Source organism: Mesorhizobium sp. M1312 (assembly GCF_040318115.1).
Lineage (GTDB): Bacteria > Pseudomonadota > Alphaproteobacteria > Rhizobiales > Rhizobiaceae > Mesorhizobium.
In genome coordinates this window covers 485,466-511,916 of the sequence record NZ_JAMYLQ010000001.1, presented here as the reverse complement: position 1 = coordinate 511,916, position 26,451 = coordinate 485,466, and the positions used below count along the sequence as shown (strand labels likewise).

The following is a 26,451-nucleotide window of genomic DNA, read 5'->3' as shown; positions in this document are numbered from 1 at the left end:
AGGCATGTCGTTTCAATTATGAAACTTCAAGCTTGAAATAATTCACCTCAGGCGCGATACTGAAGGCAGGAAGCGAAGAGGAGATCGCACGAATGAAGGTTGCGGTTCTCGGCGGCGGACCAGCCGGCCTCTACTTTGCCATCTCTATGAAGCTCAGGGACGCCGCACACGAGGTGACGGTGTTCGAGCGCAACCGTGCCGACGACACGTTCGGCTGGGGCGTGGTGCTGTCGGCCGAAACGCTCGACAACCTGACTAAGAACGATCCGGTCAGTGCCGTCTGGATCAGGAAGCACTTCGCCTACTGGGACGACATTGCCGTGATCCACGACGGGGTGCGCACGGTCTCGACCGGTCACGGCTTCTGCGGCATCGGCCGCAAGCGGCTGCTCACCCTGCTGCAGCGGCGGGCGCGCGAGCTTGGCGTGAAGCTGGTCTTCGAGACCGATATCGCCGATCCCAAACCCTACATGGAGATGCACGATCTAGTGGTCGCTGCCGACGGGTTGAATTCGAAGGCACGGGGCGCCTTCGTCGACGTGTTCAAGCCCGATATCGACACCCGCAAATGCAAGTTCGTCTGGCTCGGCACGCAACAGAAATTCGATGACGCCTTCACCTTCATCTTCGAGAAGACGGAGCATGGCTGGGTATGGGCGCATGCCTACCAGTTCGACAAAGACACCGCGACCTTCATCGTCGAATGCAGCGAGCAGACCTGGGAGCGCTTCGGTTTTGGTGCGATGTCGCAGCAGGAATCGATCACCGTCTGCGAACGGATCTTCGCCAGGCATCTCAGCGGCCACGCGCTGATGACCAACGCCAACCATATCAGAGGTTCGGCCTGGATCAATTTTCCGCGCGTGCTGTGCGAGCGCTGGTCCTACAGGAATCTGGCGCTGATGGGCGACGCGGCGGCAAGCGCGCATTTCTCGATCGGTTCCGGCACCAAGCTGGCGCTGGAAAGTGCGGTGGCGCTGGCCGACTATGTCGAGTCCGAACCCGACCTCGAGGCCGCGTTCAGCAAATACGAGGATGCCCGCCGCACCGAAGTGCTGAAGCTGCAGTCGGCAGCGCGCAATTCGCTCGAATGGTTCGAGGAGGTCGAGCGCTATCTCGGCCTTGATCCGGTGCAGTTCAACTATTCGCTTTTGACCCGCTCGCAGCGCATCAGCCACGAGAATTTGCGGCTGCGCGATGCCGGATGGCTGGCCGGCGCCGAGGAATGGTTCCAGCGCCAGGCAGGCGCCGGCGGCAACAGCCTGCGACGAGCGCCGATGTTCGCGCCGTTCCGGCTGCGCGACATGGCGCTGCAGAACCGCATCGTCGTCTCACCGATGGCGCAATACAAGGCCGTCGACGGCTGTCCGACCGACTGGCATTTCGCCCATTATGCCGAACGGGCCAAGGGCGGCGCCGGCCTCGTCTATATCGAGATGACCTGCGTCAGCCCGGAAGGCCGCATCACGCCGGGCTGCACCGGGTTCTATGCGCCCGAGCACGAAGTCGCCTGGAAGCGGCTGGTCGATTTCGTCCATACCGAGACGGAGGCGAAGATCTGCGCGCAGATCGGCCATTCCGGCGCCAAGGGTTCGACCCGGCTCGGCTGGCAAGGAACCGACGTGCCGCTGACGTCAGGCAACTGGCCTGTGATGGCGGCGTCGGCGGTGGCATGGTCGCCTGAGAATCAGCTGCCGAAGGCGATGGACCGCGCCGACATGGATCTGGTGCGCGATCAATTCGCCGCCTCGGCCGAGATGGCGGCGCGCTGCGGCTTCGACATGCTGGAGATCCATGCCGCGCACGGCTATCTCCTGTCCTCCTACATCACGCCGCTGACCAACCGGCGCACGGACGCCTATGGCGGCTCGCTCGAAAACCGCATGCGTTATCCCTTGGAAATCTTCCATGCGGTGCGTGCCGCATGGCCGGCCGAGAAGCCTGTTTCAATGCGCATCTCCGCCAATGACTGGGTCGGCATCGAAGGCGTGACACCGGCCGATGCGGTCGAGATCGCACGGCTGCTGCATGAGGCAGGCGTCGACATCTGCGATGTGTCGGCCGGCCAGACTTCGGCCGATGCAAGGCCGGTGTACGGCCGCATGTTCCAGACGCCGTTTTCCGACCGCATCCGCAACGAGGTCGGCATGGCGACCATGGCGGTCGGCAACATCTACGAACCGGACCACGTCAATTCGATCCTGATGGCCGGCCGCGCCGATCTCGTAGCGATGGCAAGGCCGCATCTCGCCGATCCCTATTGGACACTGCATGCCGCCGTCAGGCTCGGCGACCGCGGCGTCAAATGGCCGGATCCCTATCTGCCTGGCCGCGAGCAGATCTACCGGCTGGCCGAACGCGACGCGGCAGCAGGGCTGAAAGTATGAGCGCCGTCGCAACGATAGCGGGACGGCACGCGCTGGTCACCGGCGGCGGCTCCGGCGTCGGTCGCTCCATCGCGCTGGGGCTGGCCGGCGCCGGCCTCGATGTGACCATCTGCGGCCGGCGCGAGGCGGCGCTTGCCGGGGTCGCCAGCGAAAGCGACCGCATTTTCGGCATCGCCGCCGACGTCAGCGACGAGGCGGCGATGGCGTCGCTGTACAGACAAACCGAGGCGGCGCGCGGACCGATCGATATCGTGGTTGCCAATGCCGGCATGTCCAGCAGCGCCCCGGCACAGCGGACCTCGCTCGCGGACTGGCAGCGCACGCTCGACGTCAACCTGACCGGCGCGTTCCTGACGGTGAAACCGGCGCTGGCCGGCATGATCACCCGAAAGACAGGCCGTATCATATTCGTCGCTTCGACCGCAGGCCTGAAGGGCTATCCTTATGTCGCCGCTTACGTGGCGGCCAAGCATGGCGTCGTCGGCCTGATGCGAGCGCTGGCGGTCGAGACCGCCAAATCCGGCGTGACGGTCAACGCCGTCTGCCCTGGCTTCGTCGAAACCGACATGCTCGAGGAATCCATCCAGCGTATCGTCGAAAAGACCGGTCGCACGGTTGAAGAAGCAAGGACGAGTCTTGCCTCGACCAACCCGCAAGGTCGCTTCATCCAGCCGGAAGAAGTCGCAGCCGCGGTGCTGTGGCTGTGCGGCGATGCTGCCCAATCGATCACCGGGCAGACAATCTCGATCTCGGGAGGCGAGACATGGTAGCCGGTCCCCTGCCCGCGCCGTCCGGACCCGGCAAGGACCGCCTGCGCCTATGGGTGCGGCTGCTGCGCGCCTCGCGCAGCATCGAGGCCGAATTGCGCGAGCGCCTGCGGCGGGAGTTCAACACGACGCTGCCGCGCTTCGACGTGATGGCGGCACTCTACCGCGCGCCGGAAGGCATGCTGATGAGCGACCTGTCGCGCTTCCTGCTGGTGTCCAATGGCAATGTGACCGGGATCGTCGACCGGCTGGTTTCGGAAGGGCTGGTTACCCGCGCCCGGCGCAATGGCGACCGCCGGACCTCGATGGTGCGGCTGACGGAGGAAGGTTCGAAGGCTTTCGCCGTGATCGCCGCCGCACATGAGAGCTGGATCGGCGAGCTGCTGGGCAATGTGAGCGAGGACGAGGCGCGCCGGCTGACCGGCATGCTGGACTCCTTCCGCAGCAACTGGGAGGGACGGGAATGACAAAAATGGCCGGCCGCAAGCCGAAGCATTTCCTCTGGCAGGTCGAAGGCAAGATCGCAACAATCCGGCTCGACCGGCCGGAGCGCAAGAACCCGCTGACCTTCGAAAGCTACGCCGAGCTGCGCGATACTTTTCGCGACCTCGTCTATGCCGAAGATGTCGATGCGGTGGTGTTCCTGCCCAATGGCGGCAATCTCTGCTCCGGCGGCGATGTTCACGACATTATCGGCCCGCTGGTGAAGATGGACATGAAGGAGTTGCTCGCCTTCACCCGCATGACCGGCGATCTCGTCAAAGCGATGCTGAACTGCGGCAAGCCGATCATTGCGGCGGTCGACGGCGTGGCGGTGGGTGCCGGCGCCATTATCGCCATGGCCTCCGACATCCGTATCGCGACGCCTGAAGCCAAAACGGCATTCCTGTTCACCCGCGTTGGCCTTGCCGGCTGCGACATGGGTGCCTGCGCGATCCTGCCGCGCGTCGTCGGCCAGGGCCGCGCCGCAGAACTGCTTTACACCGGCCGCACGATGAGCGCTGCGGAAGGCGAGCGCTGGGGGTTCTACAACCGGCTGGTCGATGCCGCAGACCTTGAGGTCGACGCGCTCGACCTGGCCGCGCGCATCGTCTCCGGCCCGACCTTCGCCCACGGCATCACCAAGACGCAGTTGAACCAGGAGTGGTCGATGGGCCTCGACCAGGCGATCGAGGCGGAAGCGCAGGCGCAGGCGATCTGCATGCAGACCGGCGATTTCAAGCGGGCGTACGAGGCTTTTGTGGCCAAGCAGAAGCCGGTGTTCGAGGGCAATTGAGATGGAAGGTTCGGCTGAGTTCATAAGAACGGACACGTTGGCGGGACAGCGGCCCCCTCTGTCCTGCCGGACATCTCCCCCACTTGGGGGGAGATTGGCAGTTCCATTGCCTCGCCTCTTTTTGCAACGCTGGAAATTGGCGAAAGCGCCCGTGACAGCCAATCTCCCCCCCTGTGGGGGAGATGTCCGGCAGGACAGAGGGGGGCGCCGTGGAGCGCAGTTCGAGACGAGGCATTCCCATGCCTGACCGGTCCTTCCTCAACTGGCCGTTCTTCGAGGACCGACACCGCGCACTCGCCGAACAACTGGACGCATGGTGCGCGAAGAACCTGCCGGTCGCTCACCACGAGGTCGACGCCGCATGCCGCGAGTTGGTTGCGAAGCTCGGCCAAGACGGCTGGCTGAAATCAACGGCGCTCGACACGGACAACCCCGAACCGCTCGACGTGCGCACGCTATGCCTGACGCGCGAGACGCTGGCCCGGCATGACGGGCTGGCTGATTTCGCCTTCGCCATGCAAGGGCTCGGCACCGGCGCGCTCAGCCTGTTCGGCAGGCCCGACCAGCAGCGCTGGCTGGCGAAGACACGCGCCGGCGAAGCGATTTCCGCCTTTGCGCTATCGGAGCCGCGCTCCGGATCGGACGTTGCCAATATGGAGATGACGGCGACGCGTGACGGCGATGACTACGTGCTGGCAGGTGAAAAGACCTGGATCTCCAATGGCGGCATCGCCGATGTCTACGTCGTTTTCGCCCGCACCGGCGGGGCGCCCGGCGCCAAGGGGCTTTCCGCGTTCATAGTGCCTGCAGACACCAAGGGCCTGACGATCGCCGAACGGCTGGAGGTGATCGCGCCGCATCCGCTGGCACGCCTGTCCTTCGACGATGCCCGTGTTCCGGCCTCGGCATTGATCGGCAAGCCAGGCGACGGTTTCCGCATCGCCATGTCGGTGCTCGACGTGTTCCGCTCGACCGTCGGTGCGGCGGCGCTCGGCTTTGCCCGGCGTGCTCTAGACGAAAGCATCAAAAGAGTGGCCGAACGCCAACTGTTCGGCGCGCCGATGGCCGAGCTGCAGATGGTGCAGGGTCACATCTCCGACATGGCGCTGGATGTCGATGCCGCCGCTCTGCTGGTTTACCGCGCCGCCTGGACCAAGGACATGGGCGCGGCCCGTGTCACCCGCGAAGCGGCGATGGCCAAGCTGTTCGCCACCGACAAGGCGCAGGAGGTCATCGACAAGGCCGTGCAGCTGCATGGCGGCGACGGCGTCCGCAAGGGCCATATCGTCGAAAGCCTGTATCGCGAGATCCGCGCGTTGCGCATCTACGAGGGCGCGTCCGACGTGCAGAAAGTGGTCATCGCCAGGCAAGTGATGGGAACAGCCTGAGGCCGAGCTGGCGACGAAAATTGCAGATTGGACCAGTTTCGAATTTTGAACATTGCGACCGGATTTGAGTATCGGGAGGCTTGATATGCACACCATCCTTCAGCCGGAAGGCTGGGCGAAACCTGTTGGGTACGCCAATGGCGTCGCCGCGCGCGGGCAACTGATCTTCATCGGCGGCCAGGTCGGCTGGACCGGGCAAGGCCAATTCGAAACCGATGATTTTGTCGGCCAGGTGCGGCAGACGCTTGCCAACATCATCGCCGTGCTCGCCGAGGCCGGCGCCAAGCCTGAGCATATCACCTCGATGACCTGGTACTTTACCGACAAGGCCGAGTATCTGGCGAACCTCAGGGGTATTGGGGAGGCCTATCGCGAGGTCATTGGACGACATTTTCCGGCCATGGCCGCTGTGCAGGTGATGGCGCTGGTCGAGGATCGCGCCAAAGTGGAAATCCAGGCGACAGCGGTGATCCCGGACTGAGGCTCGGCTCTTCTCCGGCCTCGCCCAAGTCACGCAAGCCTGTCGCAATCGGCGCCGTTCCTCACCCTCTCCCGTAAACGACGCAATGGCGTCTGACTTCGATCAGACGTCATTGCCTCGGCGTTGTCGGCCGAGTGACTTGGCTCCCCGCAGCTTTTGTGATCAGATGATCACGCCTGCTTCGGTTGGCGATGACCGCATATAGCTTCTGTCGGAGGGAAACGAAACCGTGGCTCTGGGATTTGAACCTGTATTGGGACGTGTAACCGTCCAGGATGGTGTCTACCAGCAGCTTCGGCATGCCCTGATGGTCGGCAGCTTCGATCCGGCACAGGTGCTGACCATTGCCTCGCTGGCCGAAGCTTTCGGTACCTCGAACATGCCGGTGCGCGAGGCCTTGCGGCGCCTCGCCGCCGAGAACGCGCTGGAGATATCGCAGAACGGCTCGGCCTGCGTGCCGGTCGTCACCCGCGCGCGGCTCGACGACCTCTGCCGGGCGCGTGTCGCCGTCGAAGGGCTGGCGGCAGAACTAGGGGTGCCGCGCCTGACCGCTCCCGACATAGCCACTTTGCAACAGATCACCGCCGACCAGCAGGCGATCGGGCGCAACGGCAGCATCTACGAGCTGATCGCCAAGAACCAGCAGTTCCATTTCACAATCTACCGCGCCTCCGGCTCCGACGTGCTGTTCCAGCTGATCGAGACGCTGTGGCTGCGCTTCGGCCCCTATATGCGGCTGTTGTCAAACCATGTCGCGCCTTTGATGCGCGCCGGCACGATGGAGCCGTCCGGGCGGCACACCGCGATCATCGCAGCGCTGAGGGACCGCGATTTCCCCCGCGCCCGCGAAGAGGTGGTTGCCGACATCAGGACGACGCAGGAGACCCTGCGCGTGATCTGCCCCGACGTGCCGGAGCCCAGGCCGGTCGAGTTCGCTGGATTCGGCAAAGCCTCCTGAAGCTCCGTTGCGGCTCGAACGCCAAATCGACGGCGGAATGTGCCGATCCGCGCCCGCTCGGGGCCGGAAAAAATCGTCCCGATTTTTGCTATTGAACCGCATTTCTTCGCGGGCAGCGATTGATCCAGATTTCGTTCTGTGATCACGTGATCACAGGGAGCAAAAGCGCTAGTGTCTGGTTATTTTCTCTACCATTCGATCGGAACGTTTCCCGGCAAGGCGGGGCGCATGGCTGCCGCCCTGTCGGAATTCTCGGGCATGTGGTCGGCAGAAGACGATGGCCAGTGGCCGGCCGCCCTTGCCGCGCGGCAGCGCTTCATCGATGCCTGGGACACCCTGATCGATGCCCCACAAGGCACACTGACCACCGCCGAGAACGTCACGTCAGCGCTTTACAGTTTGATCGGCGCCCTGCCGTCCGAGCGTCTGGTGGGAAAGCGCCTGCTGCTCGCGGGCGATTGTTTTCCGAGCCTGCACTTTCTGCTTGCCGGTCTAGCCGAGCGCTTCGACTTCGTGCTCGATACGGTGCCGCTGCGGCCGGACGAGAGCTGGGTGCGCGACGAGGATTTCAATCGCCCGCTGGCAGGACGATGTCGGCCTGGCTTTGCTGACCTTCGTCACCTCGACGGCCTCGCACCGTTGCGACGTGGCGCGGCTTGCCGCGCATGGCCGGGAGATGGGCAGCATCGTCGGTGTCGACATCACGCAAGGGGTCGGCGTGACGCCCTTCTCGATTGCGAAGACGCCGGTCGATTTCGTCGTCTCGACCTCGCTGAAATGGCTCTGCGGTACTTCGGGCGCCGGCATCCTGCAGGTGGCTCCCGATCTCCTGGCAACATGCCGGCCCGAGCTTCGCGGCTGGTTCAGCCAGCCGAACCCGTTCTCCTGGGATCTGGATAGCTTCGCCTATGCAAGTGACGCCCGACGTTTCGACCATGGCACGCCGGCCATCCTGGCCAGCGTCGCATCGCTGCCCGGCCTCGAATGGGTCGCCGACACAAGCGTCGGGTCTATCCGCGCACAAAACGCCGGCATGACCGAGCGCATCGTAGGCTGCGCGCTGGACAATGGCTGGGCCGTCCGTACGCCGCTCGATCCAGACCAGCGCGGCGGCAGCGTCATGCTGACCTTGCCGCAAGGCGTCGACCCGGTGAAAACAGTGTCGACGCTGCGCAATGAGCGACTTTACTGCGACGCGCGCGGCGCGACGCTCAGGCTGTCTCCCGGCATGGTCACCACGGACGACGCGGTCGACGCACTGCTGGAGCGTCTGCAACAGTTGATCGGCTCGCGGCAACGCCGCGCGTCCTGACTTCAGGCGCCGCCTCGCCTGCAGTGCCCGAAATACGGCGCTGAAAAGGGACGGAAGTGAAAAGCGCCACAGGGAGTGGCCGAACCAGAGGGAACGAAAATGAGCTTCACTCGCCGTAATCTGCTTCTTCTCGCTGCCGCCATCGGCATCGCCGCCGGCCCAGTCACCGCCTATGCCCAGGAGACGCTGAATGTCGGCGCCTATCCGACCAATCCGCCTTTCGAATACAAGAACGAAAGCGGCACCTTCGAAGGTTTTGAAGTCGACATCGTCAACGAGGCTGCCAAGCGTCTCGGCATGACCACGGAAATCGCCGACCTCGGATTTCAGGCCCTGTTCGCCGCCACGACGTCGAAGCGCATCGACGTTGCCATCTCGTCGATCACGATCACCCCTGAGCGCTTGAAGTCGCAGTCGTTCACGCAGCCCTACTACGATTCCGACATGGGCATCGCCGCCAAGGCTGACAGCCCGATCAAGTCCGAGGCCGACCTCAATGGCAAGATCATCGGCGTGCTGTCCGGCTCGACCGGGGAGGCCTGGACCAAGCAGCACCAGGAGGCCGGCGGGTTCAGCGAGGTGAAGGGCTACGACACGCAGCAGAACCTGCTGCTCGATCTCAGCGCCGGTCGCGTCGACGCCGCGGTCAGCGACATTCCCGGCCTGGAATACTCTTTCACCAGGATGAAAGATCTCGCCGTAAAAGAGCGTATCAAGACCGGCGAGCAGTACGGCCTGATGATGGCCAAGGACCACCCGCTGCTCGGCAAACTGAACGACGCGCTGACGGCGATGAAGAAGGACGGCACGCTGGCCGCGATCCACAAGAAGTGGTTCGGCAGCGACGCACCCGCCGATTCTTCGACCGTCAAGGAAATGCCGATGCCGAAGGCCTGAGCGGCAGCTGCCGAAATCGTGCCGGCTTTCCACGCCGGCACAATTTCACGGGCAGCGCTGCGCGCCTCTTGAACGCGCTGGACGCGGTGGCCCCTTTGCCTTTCACGCATGATCCGCTCCGACGACCGATTTCGGGGTTTCGGCAGCATGCTTTAGCGTCGCGGGACGCCAAACCTTTCGGGAACGCTCCCCATGTCGCTGATCGAGACCTTCTTCAACGCCGATGTCATGATCTCCAGCCTGCCGGCGTTGCTGCGCGGCTTTCTCAACACGCTGCTGCTCGGGCTCTTGAGCATCGGCATCGGTATTCCCGTCGGCCTGGCGATCAGCCTGATACGGCTCTACGCGCCGAAGCCGCTGCGGCTGCTGGCGGTCGGCTATATCGATATTTTCCGGGCGATGCCGGTGCTGGTCGTGCTGATCCTGATCTACTACGCGCTGCCGTTCCTCGGCATACGCCTGTCGTCCTGGACCTCCGCGGTGACGGCATTCGCCATCATCATGGCGGCTTATTCGGCCGAGGTGTTCCGCTCCGGCATAGAAAGCATTCCGCGCGGCCAGTTCGAGGCGGCGCAGACACTCGGCCTGCCGTTTTTACTGACCTTGCGCAAGGTGGTGCTGCCGCAGGCGATCCGCGTGGTCATTCCGCCGATGACCAGCAACTGCGTTTCGATGTTCAAGGATACTTCGCTCGCCTCCACCGTGGCGCTGCCCGAATTGCTGAAGGAAGCGACCAACGCGCAGTCGCTCTACGCCAACCCCTCGCCGCTGATCGGCGCGGCGCTGGTCTATCTCCTCTTTCTCTGGCCGATGGTCCGCCTCGTCAGCCTGCTCGAACGTCGGTTCAAAACCGAAAAGACCCGTTGACGTCGCCAGTTTCTCCATCTGTCAATTTCGCTTTTCCATCTGTCAGGCACTTCGCAGGAGACCATCTTGAACAAGCATCAGACCCCTAGTGCGAGCGACGTATCCGCAGCCTTCCCGGTCGACACGATCCGCACCATGTTTCCGGCCTTGCAGCAGGCCGGCGACTTCATCTTCATGGACAATGCCGCCGGCGCGCAGATCCCGCAAAGCGTGCTCGACGCGGTAACCAACCATCTGGTCGCGCATAATGTGCAGCGCGGCGGCCGCTATAGCCGCAGCGTCGCCGTCGACCAGGCGATCGCCGATGCGCGCGAAAGCGTGGCGCTGCTGATCAATGCCTATAGTCCTGCGGAAATCTGCTTCGGCATGAACGCCACCTCGTTCATCCGCCTCGTCAGCCTCGGCATCGGCCAGATGCTTGGAGAACGCGACGAGATCGTCATCACCGACATGGACCATGACGCCAACATCGCCACCTGGCTGGCACTTGCGCCCGCCGGTGCGAAATTCAAATGGTGGCGGATGCGCGACGACGGCAATCTCCATGTCGACGACCTTCGCCCGCTGGTCTCCGACCGCACCCGCCTCGTCGCGTGCACGGTGACCGCGCATTCGATCGGCTCGATCGTCGATGTCGCCGCAGTGGCTGACATCGCGCATGCGGCCGGCGCCGAAGTGTTCCTCGACTGCGTGCATTACGGGCCGCACGGGCTGATCGACGTGCAGGCCTGGGATTGCGACTATCTGGTCTGCTCCGGCTACAAGAATTTTTCGCCGCATATGGGCTTCCTATGGGGCCGCTTCGAGACGCTGAAGCGGCTGCCGACCTTCCGCGAGGACTTCATTCCCGACGAGCCGCCCTACAAGGTCGAGGCCGGCACCTTCATCTACGAGAACGTCTCCGGCATGGATGCCGCGGTGCGCTATCTCGAATCGATCGGCCGCAACTTCTTGGCCGAGAACAACCGGTCGCGGCGCGACAACCTCGTCGCCGGCATGAACGCAATCCGCGACTATGAGATGGTGCTGGCGCGCGAGATGCTCGCCGTGCTCAAGGCGTGCGGCGCGACGATCTATGGCGTCGCAGACGAGGCCCGCCTCGACGAGCGCGTGCCCACCTTCTGCTTCAACATCGGCACGCTGTCGCCGCAAATGATCGTCGAGGCGATGGCCGAGATGCAGATCGGCATCCGCGACGGCCATATGTACGCGCCGCGGCTGATGAAGCGCCTCAACCTCAGCATGGACAGCGGCGCCATTCGCGCCTCGCTGGTGCACTACAACACCATCGACGAAGTCCGGCGCTTCGGTGAAGCACTGCGTGCCATCATCGCCCGGCTGCATTGATCGGCGTCGAAATACGCTTGCCTGGGTGCTGCGGTCGCGGCCTCAGGCGGCCTTCTTCTTCGCCAGCCTCGCCTTGATGCTGGCGACGTCGGCGCGCGGCGTCGCCGCAAACAGTGTCTTGGTATAGCTATGCTTGGGATCGGCAAAGACCTCGTCGCGCGAGCCGTATTCGACGGCCTCACCGTAATACATGACCATCACGTCGTCGGCGATGTAGCGCACCACCGAAAGGTCGTGGCTGATGAAGACATAGGTCAGCTTGAACTCGTCCTGGAGGTCGGCGAGCAGATTGAGCACCTGCGCCTGCACCGACAGATCAAGGGCCGAGACCGGTTCGTCAAGCACCAAAAGGCTCGGATTGAGCATCAGCGCGCGGGCAATGGCGATGCGCTGGCGCTGGCCGCCCGAGAACATGTGCGGGTAACGGTTGTAATGCTCCGGTCCGAGGCCGACCTTCTTCAGCATCTTCATGGCGAGATCGCGCCGTTCGTCGGCCGGCGTGTCGGTGTTGATGAGCAGCGGCTCGCCGAGCACGTCGCCGATCTTCTGGCGCGGATTGAGCGAACCGTAGGGGTTCTGGAAGACGATCTGCACCTTGCGGCGCATCTCCTTCGTCAGCGCATCCTTGGCGATGTCGACCTTGTTGCCGTCGATGAAGAGCTCGCCTGCCGTCGCGGGATCGATCAGGGTGATGATGCGGGCGAGCGTTGACTTGCCGCAGCCGCTTTCGCCGACGATGGCCAGCGTCTTGCCTTTGTCGACACTGAACGAGACGCCCTTGACCGCGTGCACCGTGCGCGAGGGACGAAACAGGCCGCCGCCGACATGATAGTCGCGTACGATGTTCTTGCCTTCGAGAACCGTCACACTCATGGCGCGGCTCCCGTTGCCGCGGCGGACGGCGCCGGTTCGAACAGCATGTCGGAAATGGTCGGCAGCCGGTCGCCGACGGCGTTTTCCGGCAGCGCCGACAGCAGCGCGCGCGTGTAGTTGCTCTTCGGCTGCTCGAACAGCGACAGAACGTCGGCCTCTTCCATCTTGCGGCCCTTGTACTGGACGATGACGCGGTCCGCTGTCTCGGCCACGACGCCCATATTGTGGGTGATCATGATCAGGCCCATGCCGTACTTGGCCTGGAGGCCAACCAAAAGGTCAAGGATCTGCTTCTGGATGGTGACGTCGAGCGCGGTGGTCGGCTCATCGGCGATCAGCAGCTTCGGATTGCAGGCGATGGCGATGGCGATCATGACGCGCTGGCACTGGCCGCCCGACATCTGGTGCGGGAACGAGTTCAGCCGCTCTTCCGGTTCGGCAATGCCGACGAGCTTCATCAGTTCGATGGCGCGGGCCCGGCGCTGGGCGCGATCCATGCCCATGTGGAAGCGCAGCACCTCCTCGATCTGGAAGCCGGCGGTGAAGCATGGATTGAGACTGGCGATCGGCTCCTGGAAGATCATCGAGATGTCTTTGCCGACGATCTTGCGGCGCTCAGTCGGGCTGAGTTCAAGCAGGTCGATGCCGTCGAAGGCCATACGGTCGGCCTTCACCGTCGCCGTGTTCGGCAACAGCCCCATCACCGCCAGCATCGCCACCGATTTACCGGAGCCGGATTCGCCGACGATCGCCAGCACCTCGCGGGGCTCGATCGACAGGTCGATGCCTTGCACGGCCATGAACGGTCCGGCGGCGGTATCGAAGGACACGGTGAGGTTCTTGATCTCGAGAAGAGGCATGGTCACGACCTCTTCAGCTTGGGGTCGAAGGCATCGCGCAGGCCATCGCCGATCAGGTTGATGGCAAGCACAGTGATCAGGATGGCAAGGCCGGGGAAGGTCACCACCCATGGCGCGCGCAGGATGAATTCGCGCGCCGTGGCCAGCATCGTGCCCCATTCCGGCGTTGGCGGCTGCGCGCCGACGCCAAGGAAGCCGAGGGCTGCGGCCTCGAGAATGGCGTTGGAGAAGGACAGCGTCGCCTGCACGATCAGCGGCGCCATGCAGTTCGGCAAGATCGTCTTCACCATCAGCCTGAGATGACTGGCACCGGCCACCTTGGCGGAGATCACATATTCGCGGTTCTTTTCGGCCATCACAGCCGCGCGGGTGAGCCGCGCGAAATGCGGCTGCAGCACCAGCGCAATCGCCAGCATGGCGTTGAACAGTCCGGGTCCGAGGATCGCCACCAGAACCAGGGCAAGGAGCAGCGACGGGAAGGCCAGGATGACGTCCATGATGCGCATGATCAGCGTATCGACCCAGCCGCGGAAATAGCCGGCGAGCACGCCGAGGATGATGCCGCTGGTCAGCGAGAAAACGACGACGACCAGACCGATGAACAGAGAGAACCGCGCGCCGAAAATCAGCCGCGAAAGCATGTCGCGGCCGACGGCGTCGGTGCCGAGCAGGAACATCGATCTGCCGCCCTCCTGCCAGGCCGGCGGCGTCAGCAGCGCATCGCGAAACTGTTCGTCAGGCGAATGCGGCGCGACCAGCGGCGCGAAAATCGCCACCAGCACCAGGGCCGAGAACACGACCAGGCCGATGACAGCGCCGGTGTTCATCGAGTAGTAATGCCAGAACTCGGTGAAGGCGCGTTGCCGGCCGCCGGGCGGAATGGAGGCGGCGGTGGCTTCTGCCGTGGTTTGGTCGGTCATCTCACTGCACCCGGATACGTGGGTTGATGACGGCGTAGAGCACGTCGACGATCAGGTTCACCGCCATGACGATTAGTGCGATTATCAGCAAGCCGCTCTGGACGACCACATAGTCGCGCTTGGCGATCGCGTCGATCATCCACTTGCCGATACCGGGCCAGGAAAAGATCGTTTCGGTTAGAATGGCGCCCGCCATCAGCGTGCCGACTTGGAGGCCGATGGTGGTAACGACCGGGATTAGCGCATTGCGAAAAGCGTGGAGCCCAATGACACGGCGGGGCGCCAGGCCCTTGGCGCGGGCGGTGCGGACATAGTCCTCGCCCAGCACCTCCAGCATCGCCGACCGCGTCTGGCGCGCTATGACGGCGAGTGGAATCGTCGCCAGCACGATCGCCGGCAGGACCAGATGACTGGCGGCGGACCTGAAAGCGCCGCTCTTGCCGGAGATCAGGCTGTCGATCAGCATGAACCCCGTCGTCGGCTTGAAGAAATACTGAAGGCCGATGCGGCCGGAAACCGGCGTCCAGCCGAGATAGCCGGAGAAGAAGATGATGAGCAGCAGCCCCCACCAGAAGATCGGCATCGAATAGCCGGTCAGCGCCACACCCATCGTGGCCTGGTCGAACCATGATCCGCGCTTGACCGCGGCGAAAATGCCGGCGGGAATGCCGATGAGTACGGCGATGAGCAGCGCGATCGTCGCCAGTTCCAGCGTCGCTGGAAACAGCGCCTGGAATTCACCGAGCACAGGCCGCTTGGTGGCGATCGATATGCCGAAGTCGCCGGTCAGGACCCTGCCGATATACTCCAGATATTGGACGACATAAGGCCTGTTATAGCCAAACCGCTCGACAAGCTCGGCGTAACGTTCCGGGCTGACGCCGCGCTCGCCGGCCAAGGCCATGATCGGGTCGCCCGGCAGAAGCCGTACGAAAGCGAACGCCGCCAGCGATATGCCGAACACGGTCGGGATGATCAAGGCGAGCTTGTGGAGGAGGTAGCGGAGCATCTTACTTCATAGAACGGCGGCGCCGGAAGTCCAGCGCCGCCGTTCTATTTCTCAGGAGTTATTCGGTGACGTCGACGCCGTCAAACCGATGAATGCCGAGCGGATCCATGACGAAGCCCGAAACCTTCTTGTTCATCGGCATGAAGACCTTGGAATGGGCGATGGTCAGCCACGGGGCCTCACGCTTGAACACGACCTGAGCTTCCTCGTAGATCTTGGTGCGCTCGGCGACGTCGGTGGTTGCCTTGCCCTTCTGCAGCAGAGCCTCGAACTCCTGGTTGCACCAGATCGCATAGTTGGACTGGCCGATGGCATCGCAGCCGAGCAGGAACAGGAAGTTGTCCGGATCGCCATTGTCGCCGGTCCAGCCGAGCTGGAAGGCGCCGTCACGATCCTTCTGCTTGCCGCGTTCGCGATACTCGGTCCATTCGTAGCTGACGATCTCGGCCTTCACGCCGATCTTGGCATAGTCGGCCTGGATCAGTTCCGCGACTCTTTTGGCGTTCGGATTGTACGGGCGGCTGACCGGCATTGCCCAGATCTTCATCGAGAGATCCGTGACGCCGGCATCAGTTAGCATCTTTTTGGCCGCGTCGGGATCGTACGGATCGTCCTTGATGTCCTTGTTATAGGACCACATCGTCGGCGGGATCGGATTTATGGCCGCCTGGCCAGCGCCTTGATAGACCGCATCGAGAATGGCCTGCTTGTTGACGGCCATGTTGAGGGCCTTGCGGACCTCGACTTTGTCGAACGGCGGCTGCGTCGTGTTGTAGGCCATGTAGCCGATGTTCAGGCCTTCCTGCTCGTCAACCTTGAGGTTTGGGTCAGCCTGCAGGCCGGCGATGTCGGCTGGCGCCGGGTACGACATGATATCGCACTCGCCTGCCTTCAGCTTCTGCGCGCGCACGGCCGGATCGGTCGTGATGGCGAAGATCAGATCGTCGATCTTCTGGCGGCCGCCATAGTAGCCGTCCCATGCCGCATAGCGGATGACCGCATCGACCTGGTAGTCGACGAATTGGAACGGTCCCGTGCCGATCGGCTTTTGGGTGAATTGCTGCCTGGTGCCAGCCTTGTCGAGCTGATCGGCATATTCCTTGGAGACGATCGAGGCGAAATCCATGCCGAGGTCCGGCAGGAAAGCGACTTCAGGCTTGTTCAGCACGAATTTCACCGTCAGGTCGTCGACCTTGACGATTTCCTTGAGAAGATCCGGGAAGCCCATGCCGGCAAAATATTCCCAGCCGGTGCCTGCCAGATAGTCGAACCACGGGTTTTCCTTCTTCCACTGGCGTTCGAAGGAGAAGATCACGTCGTCGGCGTTGAGATCGCGGGTCGGCGTGAAATAGTCGGTGGTCTGGAACTTCACGCCCGGCCGAAGCTTGAACGTGTATTCGAGACCATCGTCGGAAACCGTCCAGTTCTCTGCGAGGCCGGGGGTGATGGTGGTCTTGCCGTGTTCGAACTCGACCAGGCGCGAATAGATGGTGCGCGACGACGCGTCGAAATCGTTGCCACCGCTCCACGGCGACGGGTCGAAGCCGGCCGGCGACGCCTCCGAGCAGTAGACCAGCTGTTTCGCATTGGCCATGCCGCCGAGGACGCTTGCGGCCAGCAACGCGGCCGCAAAAGTCAGTTTCTTTTTCATGGAGGACTCCCTGATGTTCTTCCAAGCCCCTCTATCAGGCTCGCGAAGCGCGCATATAAGCACCGTTTTTCCGGCTTTGGAACACCCCGTTTGCCTACCCCACGGGAAGCAGAATTTAATTCTGCATGACTGCCAAAAAAGGGAAGGAAATGTCAATTTCTGCCGATCACGGTATTATTGCCGACTGCATTTTTTTATTGATCTTCAACCCGACGTTGGTGAGGAACCGCGACCATCGGCTTGTCATTGGCGCGGAAGATTTCTTTCCCGTCTTGCCGCAGGGGCAGACTTGCACGGCTGCCGATAGTCGCAATACATAGATGGCAGGCTGGATTTCCTGAATGCCGCAGCAGCGGAGGACGTCTCTTATCATTCGGAGGCAACGCGGCAGGCAAGCAGAGACAAAAGAACAACCGAGGGAGGGACAGGTGGCAAAAGCACCAAGGACAACGGCCCCAGCGAAAGCGAAGGCCAAAACTGCCGCAAAACCGGCCAGCTCCGACAAGCCAAAGGCGCCGACGGCCAAAGCCGTTGCTAAGCCGAAAGCGGCACCGACATCGGCTACATCGGCGTCGAAGCCGGGTCCGGCCAGGAGATTGCCGAAAGCGGTTGGCGCCGGATCGCCTGAAAAGCCTTGGCTCAAGAGCTACCCGAAGGTCGTTCCTGCCGAGATCGGCGCCCTGCCCTTCGGCTCCATCGGGGATTTGCTCGCCGACGTCTGCAACCAGTATGCCAGCCGGCCCGCCTTCACCTGCATGGGCAAGACCATCACCTATGCGGAAGTCGAGCGGCAATCGGCCGCCTTCGGCGCTTATCTGCAGTCCACGGGACTGCCGAAAGGCGCACGCGTCGCGCTGATGATGCCGAACGTGCTGCAATATCCGGTGGCGATGATGGCAGTGCTGCGTGCCGGCTATGTCGTGGTCAACATCAACCCGCTCTACACGCCGCGCGAGCTGGAACATCAGCTCAAGGATTCCGGTGCGCAAGCCATCGTCATTCTCGAGAACTTCGCCAACACCTTGCAAGCGGTGATCGCCAGGACGGCGGTCAAGCATGTCGTGGTCGCGGCGATGGGCGACATGCTTGGCGGCCTGAAAGGAACGATCGTCAATCTCGTCGTGCGCCGCGTGAAGAAGATGGTGCCGGCCTGGTCGCTGCCGGGCCATGTCAAGTTCAACGCCGCGTTGAAAACAGGCACCGGCATGAATTTCAAGCCGGTGAAGGTCGCTGCCGACGATGTCGCCTTCCTGCAATATACCGGCGGCACCACCGGCATCTCGAAGGGCGCGGTGCTGCTGCACAGCAATGTGCTGGCCAACGTGGCGCAGAACGCGCTGTGGATCGAGGATGCCTTCACGGTCAAGCCGAAGCCGGCGCATCTCAACTTCATCTGCGCGCTGCCGCTCTATCATATCTTCGCGCTGACGGTGAACGCACTGATGGGCATGCAGTTGGGCGGCCAGAACATACTCATTCCCAATCCGCGCGACATTCCCGGCTTCGTCAAACAACTCGGCAAATACCCGATCCACATCTTTCCCGGCCTCAACACGCTGTTCAACGCGCTGCTCAACAATGAGGATTTCCGCAAGCTGGACTTCAAGCCGCTGATCCTGACGCTGGGTGGCGGCATGGCGGTGCAGAAGGGTGTCGCCGAACGCTGGAAGGCGTTGACCGGCTGCCCGGTCACCGAGGGTTACGGGCTTTCGGAAACCTCGCCGGTGGCCACCGCCAACACATTCAGCAATGGCACCTTCACCGGCACGATCGGCCTGCCGCTGCCCTCGACCGAGATTGCCATCCGCGACGACGACGGCAACGATTTGCCGCTCGGCGAAGTCGGCGAGATCTGCATACGAGGACCGCAAGTGATGGCCGGCTACTGGAACCGGCCGGACGAGACCGCCAAGGTGATGACCAAGGACGGTTTCTTCAAGTCGGGCGACATGGGCTTCATGGACGAGCGCGGCTACACCAAGATCGTCGATCGCAAGAAGGACATGATCCTTGTGTCCGGCTTCAACGTCTATCCGAACGAACTTGAGGAAGTCGTGGCCCTGCATCCGGGCGTGCTCGAAGTGGCGGCGATCGGTGTGCCGGACGAGCATTCAGGCGAAGTGCCGAAGCTATTCGTCGTCAAGAAGGACCCATTGCTGACCGCTGAGGTGCTGACTGTTTATTGCCGCGAGAACCTGACCGGCTACAAGCGGCCAAAATACATCGAGTTTCGGACCGAACTGCCGAAGACGCCGGTGGGCAAGATCCTGCGGCGGGCGTTACGGGGATAGGTATAATTTTGGGCGATTGCCTTACTGTCGATGACACGGCGGACACGCTTTCCCGTCCCGATCCGCTGATATTCATCAAGGCGAACATGCGTATCGCCCCTGTTCCCACGCTTCCCGAAATCCGGCTTTATGCTGCCCATCCAGCGAGCGGTCTGTGGCGGCTCACCCATCCACAAGGACGAGCAGCCGAGCCGGAAGAAGGAGAAACCGAAGCTGACGGGGACGGGCCCGAGCCGCAGCCACCTTACTGGGCCTATGCCTGGGCCGGCGGCGCGGTGCTTGCCCGCTATATTCTCGATCGGCCGGCGACCGTGGCCGGGCTTCGCGTGCTCGACCTCGGCGCCGGCTCGGGCCTCGTCGGCATCGCCGCGGCAAAGGCCGGAGCCAGCGCAGTGATCGCGTCCGAGATCGACCGCAACGGCGTCGCCGCGCTCGGTCTCAATGCGGCGGCGAACGGCGTCGCAATCACGGTCGTCGGCAAGGACATCACCGCTGGTTCGCCGCCGCCGGTGGATGTCGTGGTGGCCGGCGACTTGTTTTACGGGCAAGATCTCGCCGACCGGGTCATCCCCTTCCTCGATCGCTGCCTGGCCGCCGGCATCAATGTGCTGATCGGCGACCCAGGCCGGGCCTACCTGCCCCGCTCGCGGCTTCGCCTGCTGGCCGAATACCAGGTGCCGGATGTCGGGGAAGCAAAAGACGCGGCGACGACGCCGAGCGGCGTCTTCTCGTTCGAGCCGGAGCAGGCTGAGGGCGAGTTCAGATCGTCTCCTTGACCCTTGCCGAAAGAAAGTCGGGCAGATCGGCAACCGAATCCAGAATGACATCGGCGATCTGCGACAGCGATTCCCGCGTGCCGGTGCCGGAGAGCACGCCGATCGCCAGACCGCAGCCGCCGGCCCGCGCCATCTCCAGATCGTGGCGATTGTCGCCGACCACGGCGATCGCGGCCGGCCTCAGGCCGGTCAGGTCCGAGAAGGCAAGGATCGTATCCGGCGCCGGTTTCGGATTGGCCACCGCGTCGTAACCATAGGCGGCGTCGAACAGTTGCGCGACGCCCAGCGTTAGCAATGTCTTTTCCGCGCCAGTGGTCGAATCGTTGGTGGCAACGCCGAGCCGGTAGGATTTCCTGTGAAGAACGCCAAGCGTCTCGACGATGCCCGGCAGCGCCACCGCCATCGCCGAACCCTGTACCGACGTGATCTCGTTGAAGCGAGCGACGGCAAGCATCTGGTCTTCATCCGACAAGCGCGGAAACCAAAGCTCGACGACATCCATGTTGGTACCGGAGGCAAAGATGGAATCGGGCTTGAAGCGTTTGGCGGCGGAATCGTAGCCCGCCGCGGCAAGCAGCCTGTCGGCCTTCCAGCGGTCGCCCTCCGATGCATCCATCGCCATGAAATCGGCAACGCCGAGCCAGGTGGCGTTGAAGTCGACAAGCGTGCCGTCCTTGTCGAACAATATTCCTTTGATCTCGGCCAAGCCGCTTACTCCGATCCGCGCAATCGGTGGATGTGTCCCACCAGTCCGGCGGTCGAAGCGTCCTGCTTTGCGGCATTCTCCTTGCCCTCCACGACAGGCAGCAGGCCGGTCGCCAGTTCCTTGCCGAGCTCGACGCCCCACTGGTCAAAGGAATTGATGTTGAAGAGAGTACCTTCGACGAAGACGCGGTGCTCATAAAGCGCGATCAGCCGTCCGAACGTATGCGGATCGAGTTGTCTGTAGAGGATCGTCACCGAGGGCCGGTTGCCGGAGAAGACGCGGTGCGGGGCGATCCTGTCGATTTCGGCGGGCGCCATGCCCTTTGCCAGCATCTGCGCGCGCGCTTCCTCCAGCGTGCGGCCCTTCATGAAGGCCTCCGACTGGGCCAGGCAGTTGGCGAGCAACAGATCGTGGTGATGCTTGAGATCCGGCTCATGGCCGATGGCCGCTGCGAGGAATTCGACCGGGATGAAATCGGTGCCCTGGTGCAGCAGCTGGAAGAAGGCATGCTGGCCGTTGGTGCCGGGCTCGCCCCAGACCAGCGGGCCCGTCGGCGTCGTCACAGCGCAGCCGTCGAGGGTGACACTCTTGCCGTTCGATTCCATGTCGAGCTGCTGCAGATAGGCCGGCAGCCTGGACAGGCGTTGGTCGTAGGGAATGACGGCGCGGGCGGGGTATTGGCAGATCACCCGATGCCACCAGCCGATCAGCCCCATCAGCGCCGGCAGGTTCCTGGCCAGCGGCGCCGTCTGGAAATGTTCGTCCATCGCATGCGCGCCATCGAGAAAGGCGCGAAAATTCTTCGGGCCGACGGCAATCATCACCGGCAGGCCGATCGCGCCCCAGACGGAGTAGCGTCCGCCGACCCAGTCCCAGAAGCCGAAAACGCGATCGGACGCGATGCCAAACTTGGCCACCAGGTCGAGCGCCGTTGAGACGGCGGCGAAATGCTTGCCGACCGCTTCCTTGCCGAGCGCCTTTTGCACCCATTCGCGCGCCGTCTCGGCGTTGGTCATCGTCTCGATCGTGGTGAAGGTCTTGGAGGCGACGATGAACAGGGTGGTTTCGGCGGAAAGGCCCTTGAGCGTGTCGTGGATATGAGCGCCGTCGATGTTGGACACGTAGTGCGTGCGCGGCCCGTCGTGATAGGGCGCCAGCGCCAGCGTCGCCATGGCCGGGCCAAGGTCGGACCCGCCGATGCCGATGTTGACGACGTCGGTGATCTTCTTGCCGGTGGCGCCGGCCGCCTTGCCGGAGCGCACGGCATCGGCAAAGGCGCCCATCGCGTCGAGCACGGCGACAACCTCCGCCTTCACATCCTGACCGTCGAGCACGATGCCCTTGCCGTTCAGGTTGCGCAGCGCGGTGTGCAGCACGGCGCGGCCTTCGGTGACGTTGATCTTCTTGCCTGAGAACATCGCGGCGCGCCGGCCTTCGAGATCGGCGGCTCCCGCCAGCTTCTCCAGCAGATCTATCGTCTGGGCATCGACCTCGCATTTCGACCAGTCGAGCAGCAGGTCGCCGTCGGTGGCGGAGAATTTTTCGAAGCGCTGCGGATCGGCGGCGAAAGCCTCGCGCATGCTGCCCGATTTGGCCGCACGGTGATCGCGCAGGGCGTCGAGCTGTTTTTGAAAGAACGATTGATCCACTGCCTCACTCCGAGCCTTGAGATGCCAACATAACAGACCGGATGTTTCCGGCGCGTGTCGTCGCGGCAAACTATCTAGCCGAAGTCGACCGGTTTCAATGCGCAGCGATGACGCACTGCGTCACGCCCCGGGATAACGCACTGCGTTACCGGGGATGACGCGTTGCGTCACGACTGGGGATGCCGCAGTGCAGCGAACGATCACTGGCGTAAATCCCAGCGATCAGAAAAATTGATTGGCGCAACGCCTTGTACCACCGGTACGTTCAACTGGTCCAGTCAAGTGAAAAAGGCTGGCCATCGAGGAACATTCCCATGCCACAGCGAAACGACACGGCCATATGGTCCGGCCTGTTCCGGATTTCGGCAGAATCCGGCCAGACCCTGCAGGCGCAGATCCGTCAAGCGATCGTCGCCGCCATCCTCGACCGGCAGATCGCCGCCTCGATGCCTCTCCCGTCCTGCCGGATCCTGGCCGAGAAACTCGGCGTGGCGCGCGGCACCGTGGTGCTGGCCTTCCAGCAGCTCGTCGACCAGGGTTTCCTAGTGGCGCGCGAACGGCGCGGCCATTTCGTCAATCCCGACGTGCTGGCGACCCCCGCGAAGCCGCATCAGAAGGCACCCGACCAGGCCAATGAGATCGACTGGAAAGCGCGCCGGCAGATCGCGGCCAGTGACATGCCGCCGCCGGCCAAGCACGACAACTGGATCAAGTCGTCCTACCCGTTCGTCTATGGCCAGTTCGATCCGGCACTGTTCCCGACCGCCGAGTGGCGCGAGTGCAACCGCATGGCCCTCGCCGTGCTCGAGATCCGCAACTGGGCATCCGACATGGTCGATCGCGACGATCCGCTCTTGATCGAGCAGATCCAGGCGCGGCTGTTGCCGCGGCGCGGCATCTTCGCCAATCCCGACGAGATCATCGTCACGCTCGGCGCGCAGAACGCGCTCTACATGCTGGCGACGCTGCTGATGACCAAGGGCTCCAAGGTGGCCATGGAAGACCCCGGCTATCCCGACGCACGCTCGATCTTCCGGCTGGCGGGCGCCGACGTCACGCCGGTCCCGGTCGACCATTCCGGCATCGTAACCGCTTCTATTCCCAACGATTCCGGCTTTGTCTTCGTGACGCCCAGCCACCATTGCCCGACCATGGTGCCGCTGTCGGCGGAGCGCCGGCAGGACCTGCTGGCGCGAGCCAATCGCCACAACCAGATCATCATCGAGGACGGCTATGACAGCCAGCTTCTCGACGAGGCGCCGCAGCAGGCGCTGAAGAGCCTCGACCGCTCGGGCCGCGTCATCTACGTCGGCTCGATGTCGAAGACGCTGGCTCCGGGTCTGCGGCTCGGCTACATCGTCGCCTCGGCCGGGCTAATCTCCGAGCTTCGCGCGCTGCGCCGCTTCATGCTGCGTCATCCGCCGGCCAACAACCAGCGCGCGGTCGCGCTGTTCCTGTCGCTTGGCCATCACGAGGCGCTGGTGCGGCGACTCTCGAGCGCCTTCGACGAGCGGCGCAAGCGTCTGATCCATGCGATTTCCGCCTTCCTGCCGGAGTGGCGCTCGACCGATTCCGCCGGCGGCGCGTCGCTCTGGCTCGAAGGGCCGCGCGGCACCGATTCGCGCGGGCTGGCCGAGGCCGCCGCATCGCGCAGCGTCATCATCGAACCCGGCGACCGCTTCTTCGACCGCACCGAAAAGCCGTCGCGCTTCATGAGGCTGGGCATCTCCTCGATTGCGCTGCAGCACATCGAGCCCGGTATCCGCGAATTGGCGACGGCAGCCGGGCGCAGGCCGGCGGCGGCTTGATGCCTCGTCCGGGCCGGGACCGGCCACCGTTCTTTAGCGCCCTGGCATATGCGACGGGGCCGTCTGGCTCATAGGCTGTGCCAATGCCGGCGGCATAGTTCGAGGCATAAGGGGACGAAGCAGGCCGATGGTGGACCAACCACCGCCGCCCGCTTCGCAGCTAAAGGTGGAGTGCCTCCCATGTCAGTGGCTGTTGAGAAGCCGGATACGTCCTCGGACCAACGTTCGCGGCGTTCCGGCGGGCGCGAAGCGCGCCGCGCCATGCGGGCAGCACCCCTTGCCGACGATATCAAGCCGGTGCGCGCCGGCCTCGAGGGCGGAAGCTACGGGCCGCTCAGCGAAAACGACCGCGAGCGCATCCACGAAGCGGTGCTGACGCTGCTTGAAACGGTCGGCTTCGCCAATGCCATCCCATCCTGCATCGAGGCGCTGATCAAGGCCGGCGCGACGCTCGGCGAGGACGGCCGCATTCGTTTTCCGCGCGCGCTCGTCCTCGACACCATCAAGAAGGCCGCACGCCACTTCACCCTGCATGGCCAGGATCCCAAGCACGACATGCTGATCCAGGGCAAGCGCGTGCATTACGGCACGGCGGGCGCCGCGGTGCATCTGGTCGACGTCGAGAAGCGCTGTTATCGCGAGTCGCTGCTGCAGGACATCTATGACGCCGCCCGCATCGTCGAAGGGCTCGACAACATCCATTTCTTCCAGCGGCCGATGGTGCCGCGCGACATTCCCGATCCGCTCGATATGGATTTCAACACGCTTTACGCCTGCGTGATGGGCACGTCGAAGCATGTCGGCACTTCCTTCACGGTGCGCGAGAACGTCAAGCCGGCGCTCGACATGCTCTATGCGATTGCCGGCGGCGAAGAGAATTTTCGCGCGCGGCCTTTCGTCTCCAATTCGAACTGTTTTGTCGTGCCGCCGATGAAATTCGCCGAGGACGCCTGCGGCGTGCTTGAGGCCTGCGTCGAAGGCGGCATTCCGATCTTACTATTGTCGGCCGGCCAGGCGGGCGCCACGGCGCCGGCGGCGATTGCCGGAGCGGTGGTGCAAGCCGTGGCCGAGGTGCTCGCCGGCCTCGTGTATGTCAATGCCATCAAGCCCGGGCATCCGGCGATCTTCGGCACCTGGCCGTTCGTTTCGGATCTCAGGACCGGCGCCATGTCCGGCGGCTCGGCCGAGCAAGCGGTGCTGACCGCTGCCTGCGCCCAGATGGCGCAGTTCTATGATCTGCCGGGCGGTTCGGCCGCCGGCATGACGGACTCGAAATTGCCCGACATTCAGTCTGGTTACGAAAAGGGCATCACTGACGTAATGGCCGGCCTTGCCGGTCTCAACCTTGTCTACGAATCGGCCGGCATGCACGCCTCGCTGCTCGGTTTCTGCCTGGAGAGCCTGATCATCGACAACGACATGCTCGGCCATTGCCTGCGCTGCGTGCGCGGCATCGAGGTGACCGATGAGTCGCTGTCGATAGACACCATCGCCGAGGTCTGCCTGCAGGGGCCGGGTCACTATCTTGGCAATGAGCAGACGCTGCGGCTGATGCAGACGGAATATTTCTATCCGGCCGTCGGCGACCGCTTTTCGCCGAAGGAGTGGAACGAGAAAGGCAGGCCCGACATCCTGCAGCGGGCGATCATCGAGAAGAAACGCATCCTCGCCGAGCGCTTCCCGCGCCATATCCCGAAACTGGTCGACGACAAGCTGCGCGCCCGCTTCGGCAATCTTATCCATCTGCCGCGCAGCGGCATGGGCGGCTGAGGACGCTATTCCTTGGAACGGTCAGTCGATGCTCAACCCGTAGCGCTCGACGACCTCGCCACTGATCAGCTTGGCATGCAGCGTCATCAGTATGATTTGCGCATCGAAGCTGTCGCTGGCCTCAAGTGCCGCCTCGATCCGGCGCTCCGCATCCAGCCTATGTCGAAGACCGTTGGATTGCTCGAATGCTTCCGGTCCGGCAACACAATAGCCAAATAGCTGCGCCACCGGTGGATAGGCTTGTGGTGGCGGCTCGTCGGGCCAGTGATCCTTCATCAGATTGACGATGGTGAGCTTTGCTCCTTCCGGCACAAGGGCGGGATGAAGGTCGACGCCGCGTAACGCGGCGTCGAGTTGCCTGAGGTCGCCTGAACGGCCGAACATTCCGAGGAAGCCTAGGGAGGAGCGCCGTTTCGCCATGATGTTTCTATCCGAATGCCCGAAACCGCAGCGAAGCG

At 63.4% G+C, this 26,451-nt stretch carries 24 protein-coding genes; 16 read left to right on the top strand and 8 right to left on the bottom strand.

Translation table 11 applies throughout. From position 1 onward, the window contains the following. Positions 1-92 precede the first annotated feature (92 nt). The 11 genes from NKH36_RS02445 (at position 93) to NKH36_RS02395 (ending at position 11,680) form a co-directional block, all read left to right on the top strand. On the top strand, positions 93-2,387 hold the full coding sequence (locus NKH36_RS02445; RefSeq protein ID WP_352958543.1) for a bifunctional salicylyl-CoA 5-hydroxylase/oxidoreductase: 2,295 nt from the start codon (positions 93-95) through the stop codon (positions 2,385-2,387). Continuing rightward, a complete protein-coding gene (locus tag NKH36_RS02440; RefSeq protein WP_352958544.1) occupies positions 2,384-3,157 on the top strand; it encodes an SDR family NAD(P)-dependent oxidoreductase in 774 nt (257 codons plus the stop codon). Before NKH36_RS02445 ends, NKH36_RS02440 begins: the two co-directional genes overlap by 4 nt. Next, on the top strand, positions 3,151-3,621 hold the full coding sequence (locus tag NKH36_RS02435) for a MarR family winged helix-turn-helix transcriptional regulator (protein ID WP_352958546.1): 471 nt from the start codon (positions 3,151-3,153) through the stop codon (positions 3,619-3,621). The genes NKH36_RS02440 and NKH36_RS02435 overlap by 7 nt, the downstream gene beginning before the upstream one ends. Then, a complete protein-coding gene (locus NKH36_RS02430) occupies positions 3,618-4,430 on the top strand; it encodes an enoyl-CoA hydratase family protein (RefSeq protein ID WP_352958548.1) in 813 nt (270 codons plus the stop codon). The genes NKH36_RS02435 and NKH36_RS02430 overlap by 4 nt, the downstream gene beginning before the upstream one ends. Positions 4,431-4,669: 239 nt before the next feature. Next, a complete protein-coding gene (locus NKH36_RS02425) occupies positions 4,670-5,818 on the top strand; it encodes an acyl-CoA dehydrogenase family protein (protein ID WP_352959824.1) in 1,149 nt (382 codons plus the stop codon). A gap of 85 nt (positions 5,819-5,903) precedes the next feature. Continuing rightward, positions 5,904-6,299 carry a RidA family protein gene (locus NKH36_RS02420; RefSeq protein ID WP_352958551.1) on the top strand — a complete coding sequence of 132 codons (396 nt, stop codon included), beginning with the start codon at positions 5,904-5,906 and terminating at the stop codon, positions 6,297-6,299. A 229-nt stretch (positions 6,300-6,528) separates the two neighbouring features. After that, a complete protein-coding gene (locus tag NKH36_RS02415) occupies positions 6,529-7,257 on the top strand; it encodes a GntR family transcriptional regulator (RefSeq protein ID WP_352958552.1) in 729 nt (242 codons plus the stop codon). Positions 7,258-7,861: 604 nt separating this feature from the next. Continuing rightward, the gene (locus tag NKH36_RS02410; protein WP_352958554.1) at positions 7,862-8,569 is read left to right on the top strand and encodes an aminotransferase class V-fold PLP-dependent enzyme; all 708 of its coding nucleotides are present in this window, start codon (positions 7,862-7,864) and stop codon (positions 8,567-8,569) included. Positions 8,570-8,668: 99 nt separating this feature from the next. Further along, positions 8,669-9,466 (top strand): ABC transporter substrate-binding protein, encoded by a 798-nt coding sequence (locus NKH36_RS02405; RefSeq protein ID WP_352958555.1) that lies wholly within the window; start codon positions 8,669-8,671, stop codon positions 9,464-9,466. A gap of 192 nt (positions 9,467-9,658) precedes the next feature. Beyond that, complete coding sequence (locus NKH36_RS02400; RefSeq protein WP_352958556.1) at positions 9,659-10,333, top strand: amino acid ABC transporter permease; 675 nt, start codon at positions 9,659-9,661, stop codon at positions 10,331-10,333. Between the two features lie 66 nt (positions 10,334-10,399). Further along, positions 10,400-11,680 (top strand): cysteine desulfurase-like protein, encoded by a 1,281-nt coding sequence (locus NKH36_RS02395; RefSeq protein WP_352958557.1) that lies wholly within the window; start codon positions 10,400-10,402, stop codon positions 11,678-11,680. Between the two features lie 42 nt (positions 11,681-11,722). Here the strand turns inward: NKH36_RS02395 and NKH36_RS02390 are convergent, their stop codons facing one another. The 5 genes from NKH36_RS02390 to NKH36_RS02370 are packed head-to-tail and all read right to left on the bottom strand — an operon-like array spanning position 11,723 to position 16,993. Further along, positions 11,723-12,553, bottom strand: a complete 831-nt coding sequence (locus tag NKH36_RS02390; RefSeq protein ID WP_352958558.1) for a dipeptide ABC transporter ATP-binding protein — start codon at positions 12,551-12,553, stop codon at positions 11,723-11,725. Next, positions 12,550-13,413, bottom strand: a complete 864-nt coding sequence (locus tag NKH36_RS02385; RefSeq protein WP_352958616.1) for an ABC transporter ATP-binding protein — start codon at positions 13,411-13,413, stop codon at positions 12,550-12,552. Before NKH36_RS02385 ends, NKH36_RS02390 begins: the two co-directional genes overlap by 4 nt. Positions 13,414-13,415: 2 nt before the next feature. Continuing rightward, positions 13,416-14,333, bottom strand: coding sequence for an ABC transporter permease subunit (locus tag NKH36_RS02380; RefSeq protein ID WP_123146464.1), 918 nt, complete (start codon positions 14,331-14,333; stop codon positions 13,416-13,418). Position 14,334: 1 nt separating this feature from the next. Then, positions 14,335-15,342: an ABC transporter permease subunit gene (locus tag NKH36_RS02375; RefSeq protein WP_352958559.1), complete on the bottom strand. Its 1,008-nt coding sequence runs from the start codon at positions 15,340-15,342 to the stop codon at positions 14,335-14,337. Between the two features lie 58 nt (positions 15,343-15,400). Further along, positions 15,401-16,993, bottom strand: a complete 1,593-nt coding sequence (locus tag NKH36_RS02370; protein WP_352958560.1) for an ABC transporter substrate-binding protein — start codon at positions 16,991-16,993, stop codon at positions 15,401-15,403. A gap of 125 nt (positions 16,994-17,118) precedes the next feature. Between NKH36_RS02370 and NKH36_RS02365 the strand changes: the two genes are divergently transcribed. The 3 genes from NKH36_RS02365 to NKH36_RS02355 all read left to right on the top strand — a co-directional run bounded on the left by NKH36_RS02365 (position 17,119) and on the right by NKH36_RS02355 (position 20,060). Next, on the top strand, positions 17,119-17,313 hold the full coding sequence (locus tag NKH36_RS02365; RefSeq protein WP_352958561.1) for a hypothetical protein: 195 nt from the start codon (positions 17,119-17,121) through the stop codon (positions 17,311-17,313). Positions 17,314-17,421: 108 nt separating this feature from the next. After that, positions 17,422-19,284 (top strand): long-chain fatty acid--CoA ligase, encoded by a 1,863-nt coding sequence (locus tag NKH36_RS02360; RefSeq protein WP_352958562.1) that lies wholly within the window; start codon positions 17,422-17,424, stop codon positions 19,282-19,284. Between the two features lie 8 nt (positions 19,285-19,292). Beyond that, positions 19,293-20,060 (top strand): class I SAM-dependent methyltransferase, encoded by a 768-nt coding sequence (locus NKH36_RS02355; RefSeq protein ID WP_502911943.1) that lies wholly within the window; start codon positions 19,293-19,295, stop codon positions 20,058-20,060. Here the strand turns inward: NKH36_RS02355 and NKH36_RS02350 are convergent. After that, positions 20,044-20,766 carry an HAD family hydrolase gene (locus tag NKH36_RS02350; protein WP_352958563.1) on the bottom strand — a complete coding sequence of 241 codons (723 nt, stop codon included), beginning with the start codon at positions 20,764-20,766 and terminating at the stop codon, positions 20,044-20,046. The two genes, NKH36_RS02355 and NKH36_RS02350, sit on opposite strands and share 17 nt — an antisense overlap. A 5-nt stretch (positions 20,767-20,771) precedes the next feature. Beyond that, the gene (gene pgi / locus NKH36_RS02345; protein ID WP_352958565.1) at positions 20,772-22,415 is read right to left on the bottom strand and encodes a glucose-6-phosphate isomerase; all 1,644 of its coding nucleotides are present in this window, start codon (positions 22,413-22,415) and stop codon (positions 20,772-20,774) included. 314 nt (positions 22,416-22,729) lie between these two features. Between pgi and pdxR the strand changes: the two genes are divergently transcribed. Beyond that, complete coding sequence (gene pdxR, locus NKH36_RS02340) at positions 22,730-24,223, top strand: MocR-like pyridoxine biosynthesis transcription factor PdxR (RefSeq protein ID WP_352958566.1); 1,494 nt, start codon at positions 22,730-22,732, stop codon at positions 24,221-24,223. A gap of 180 nt (positions 24,224-24,403) precedes the next feature. After that, on the top strand, positions 24,404-25,993 hold the full coding sequence (locus tag NKH36_RS02335; protein WP_352958567.1) for a trimethylamine methyltransferase family protein: 1,590 nt from the start codon (positions 24,404-24,406) through the stop codon (positions 25,991-25,993). A gap of 21 nt (positions 25,994-26,014) precedes the next feature. Here NKH36_RS02335 and NKH36_RS02330 read toward each other — a convergent pair whose 3' ends face one another. Beyond that, positions 26,015-26,413: a hypothetical protein gene (locus tag NKH36_RS02330; RefSeq protein ID WP_352959823.1), complete on the bottom strand. Its 399-nt coding sequence runs from the start codon at positions 26,411-26,413 to the stop codon at positions 26,015-26,017. Positions 26,414-26,451 lie beyond the last annotated feature (38 nt).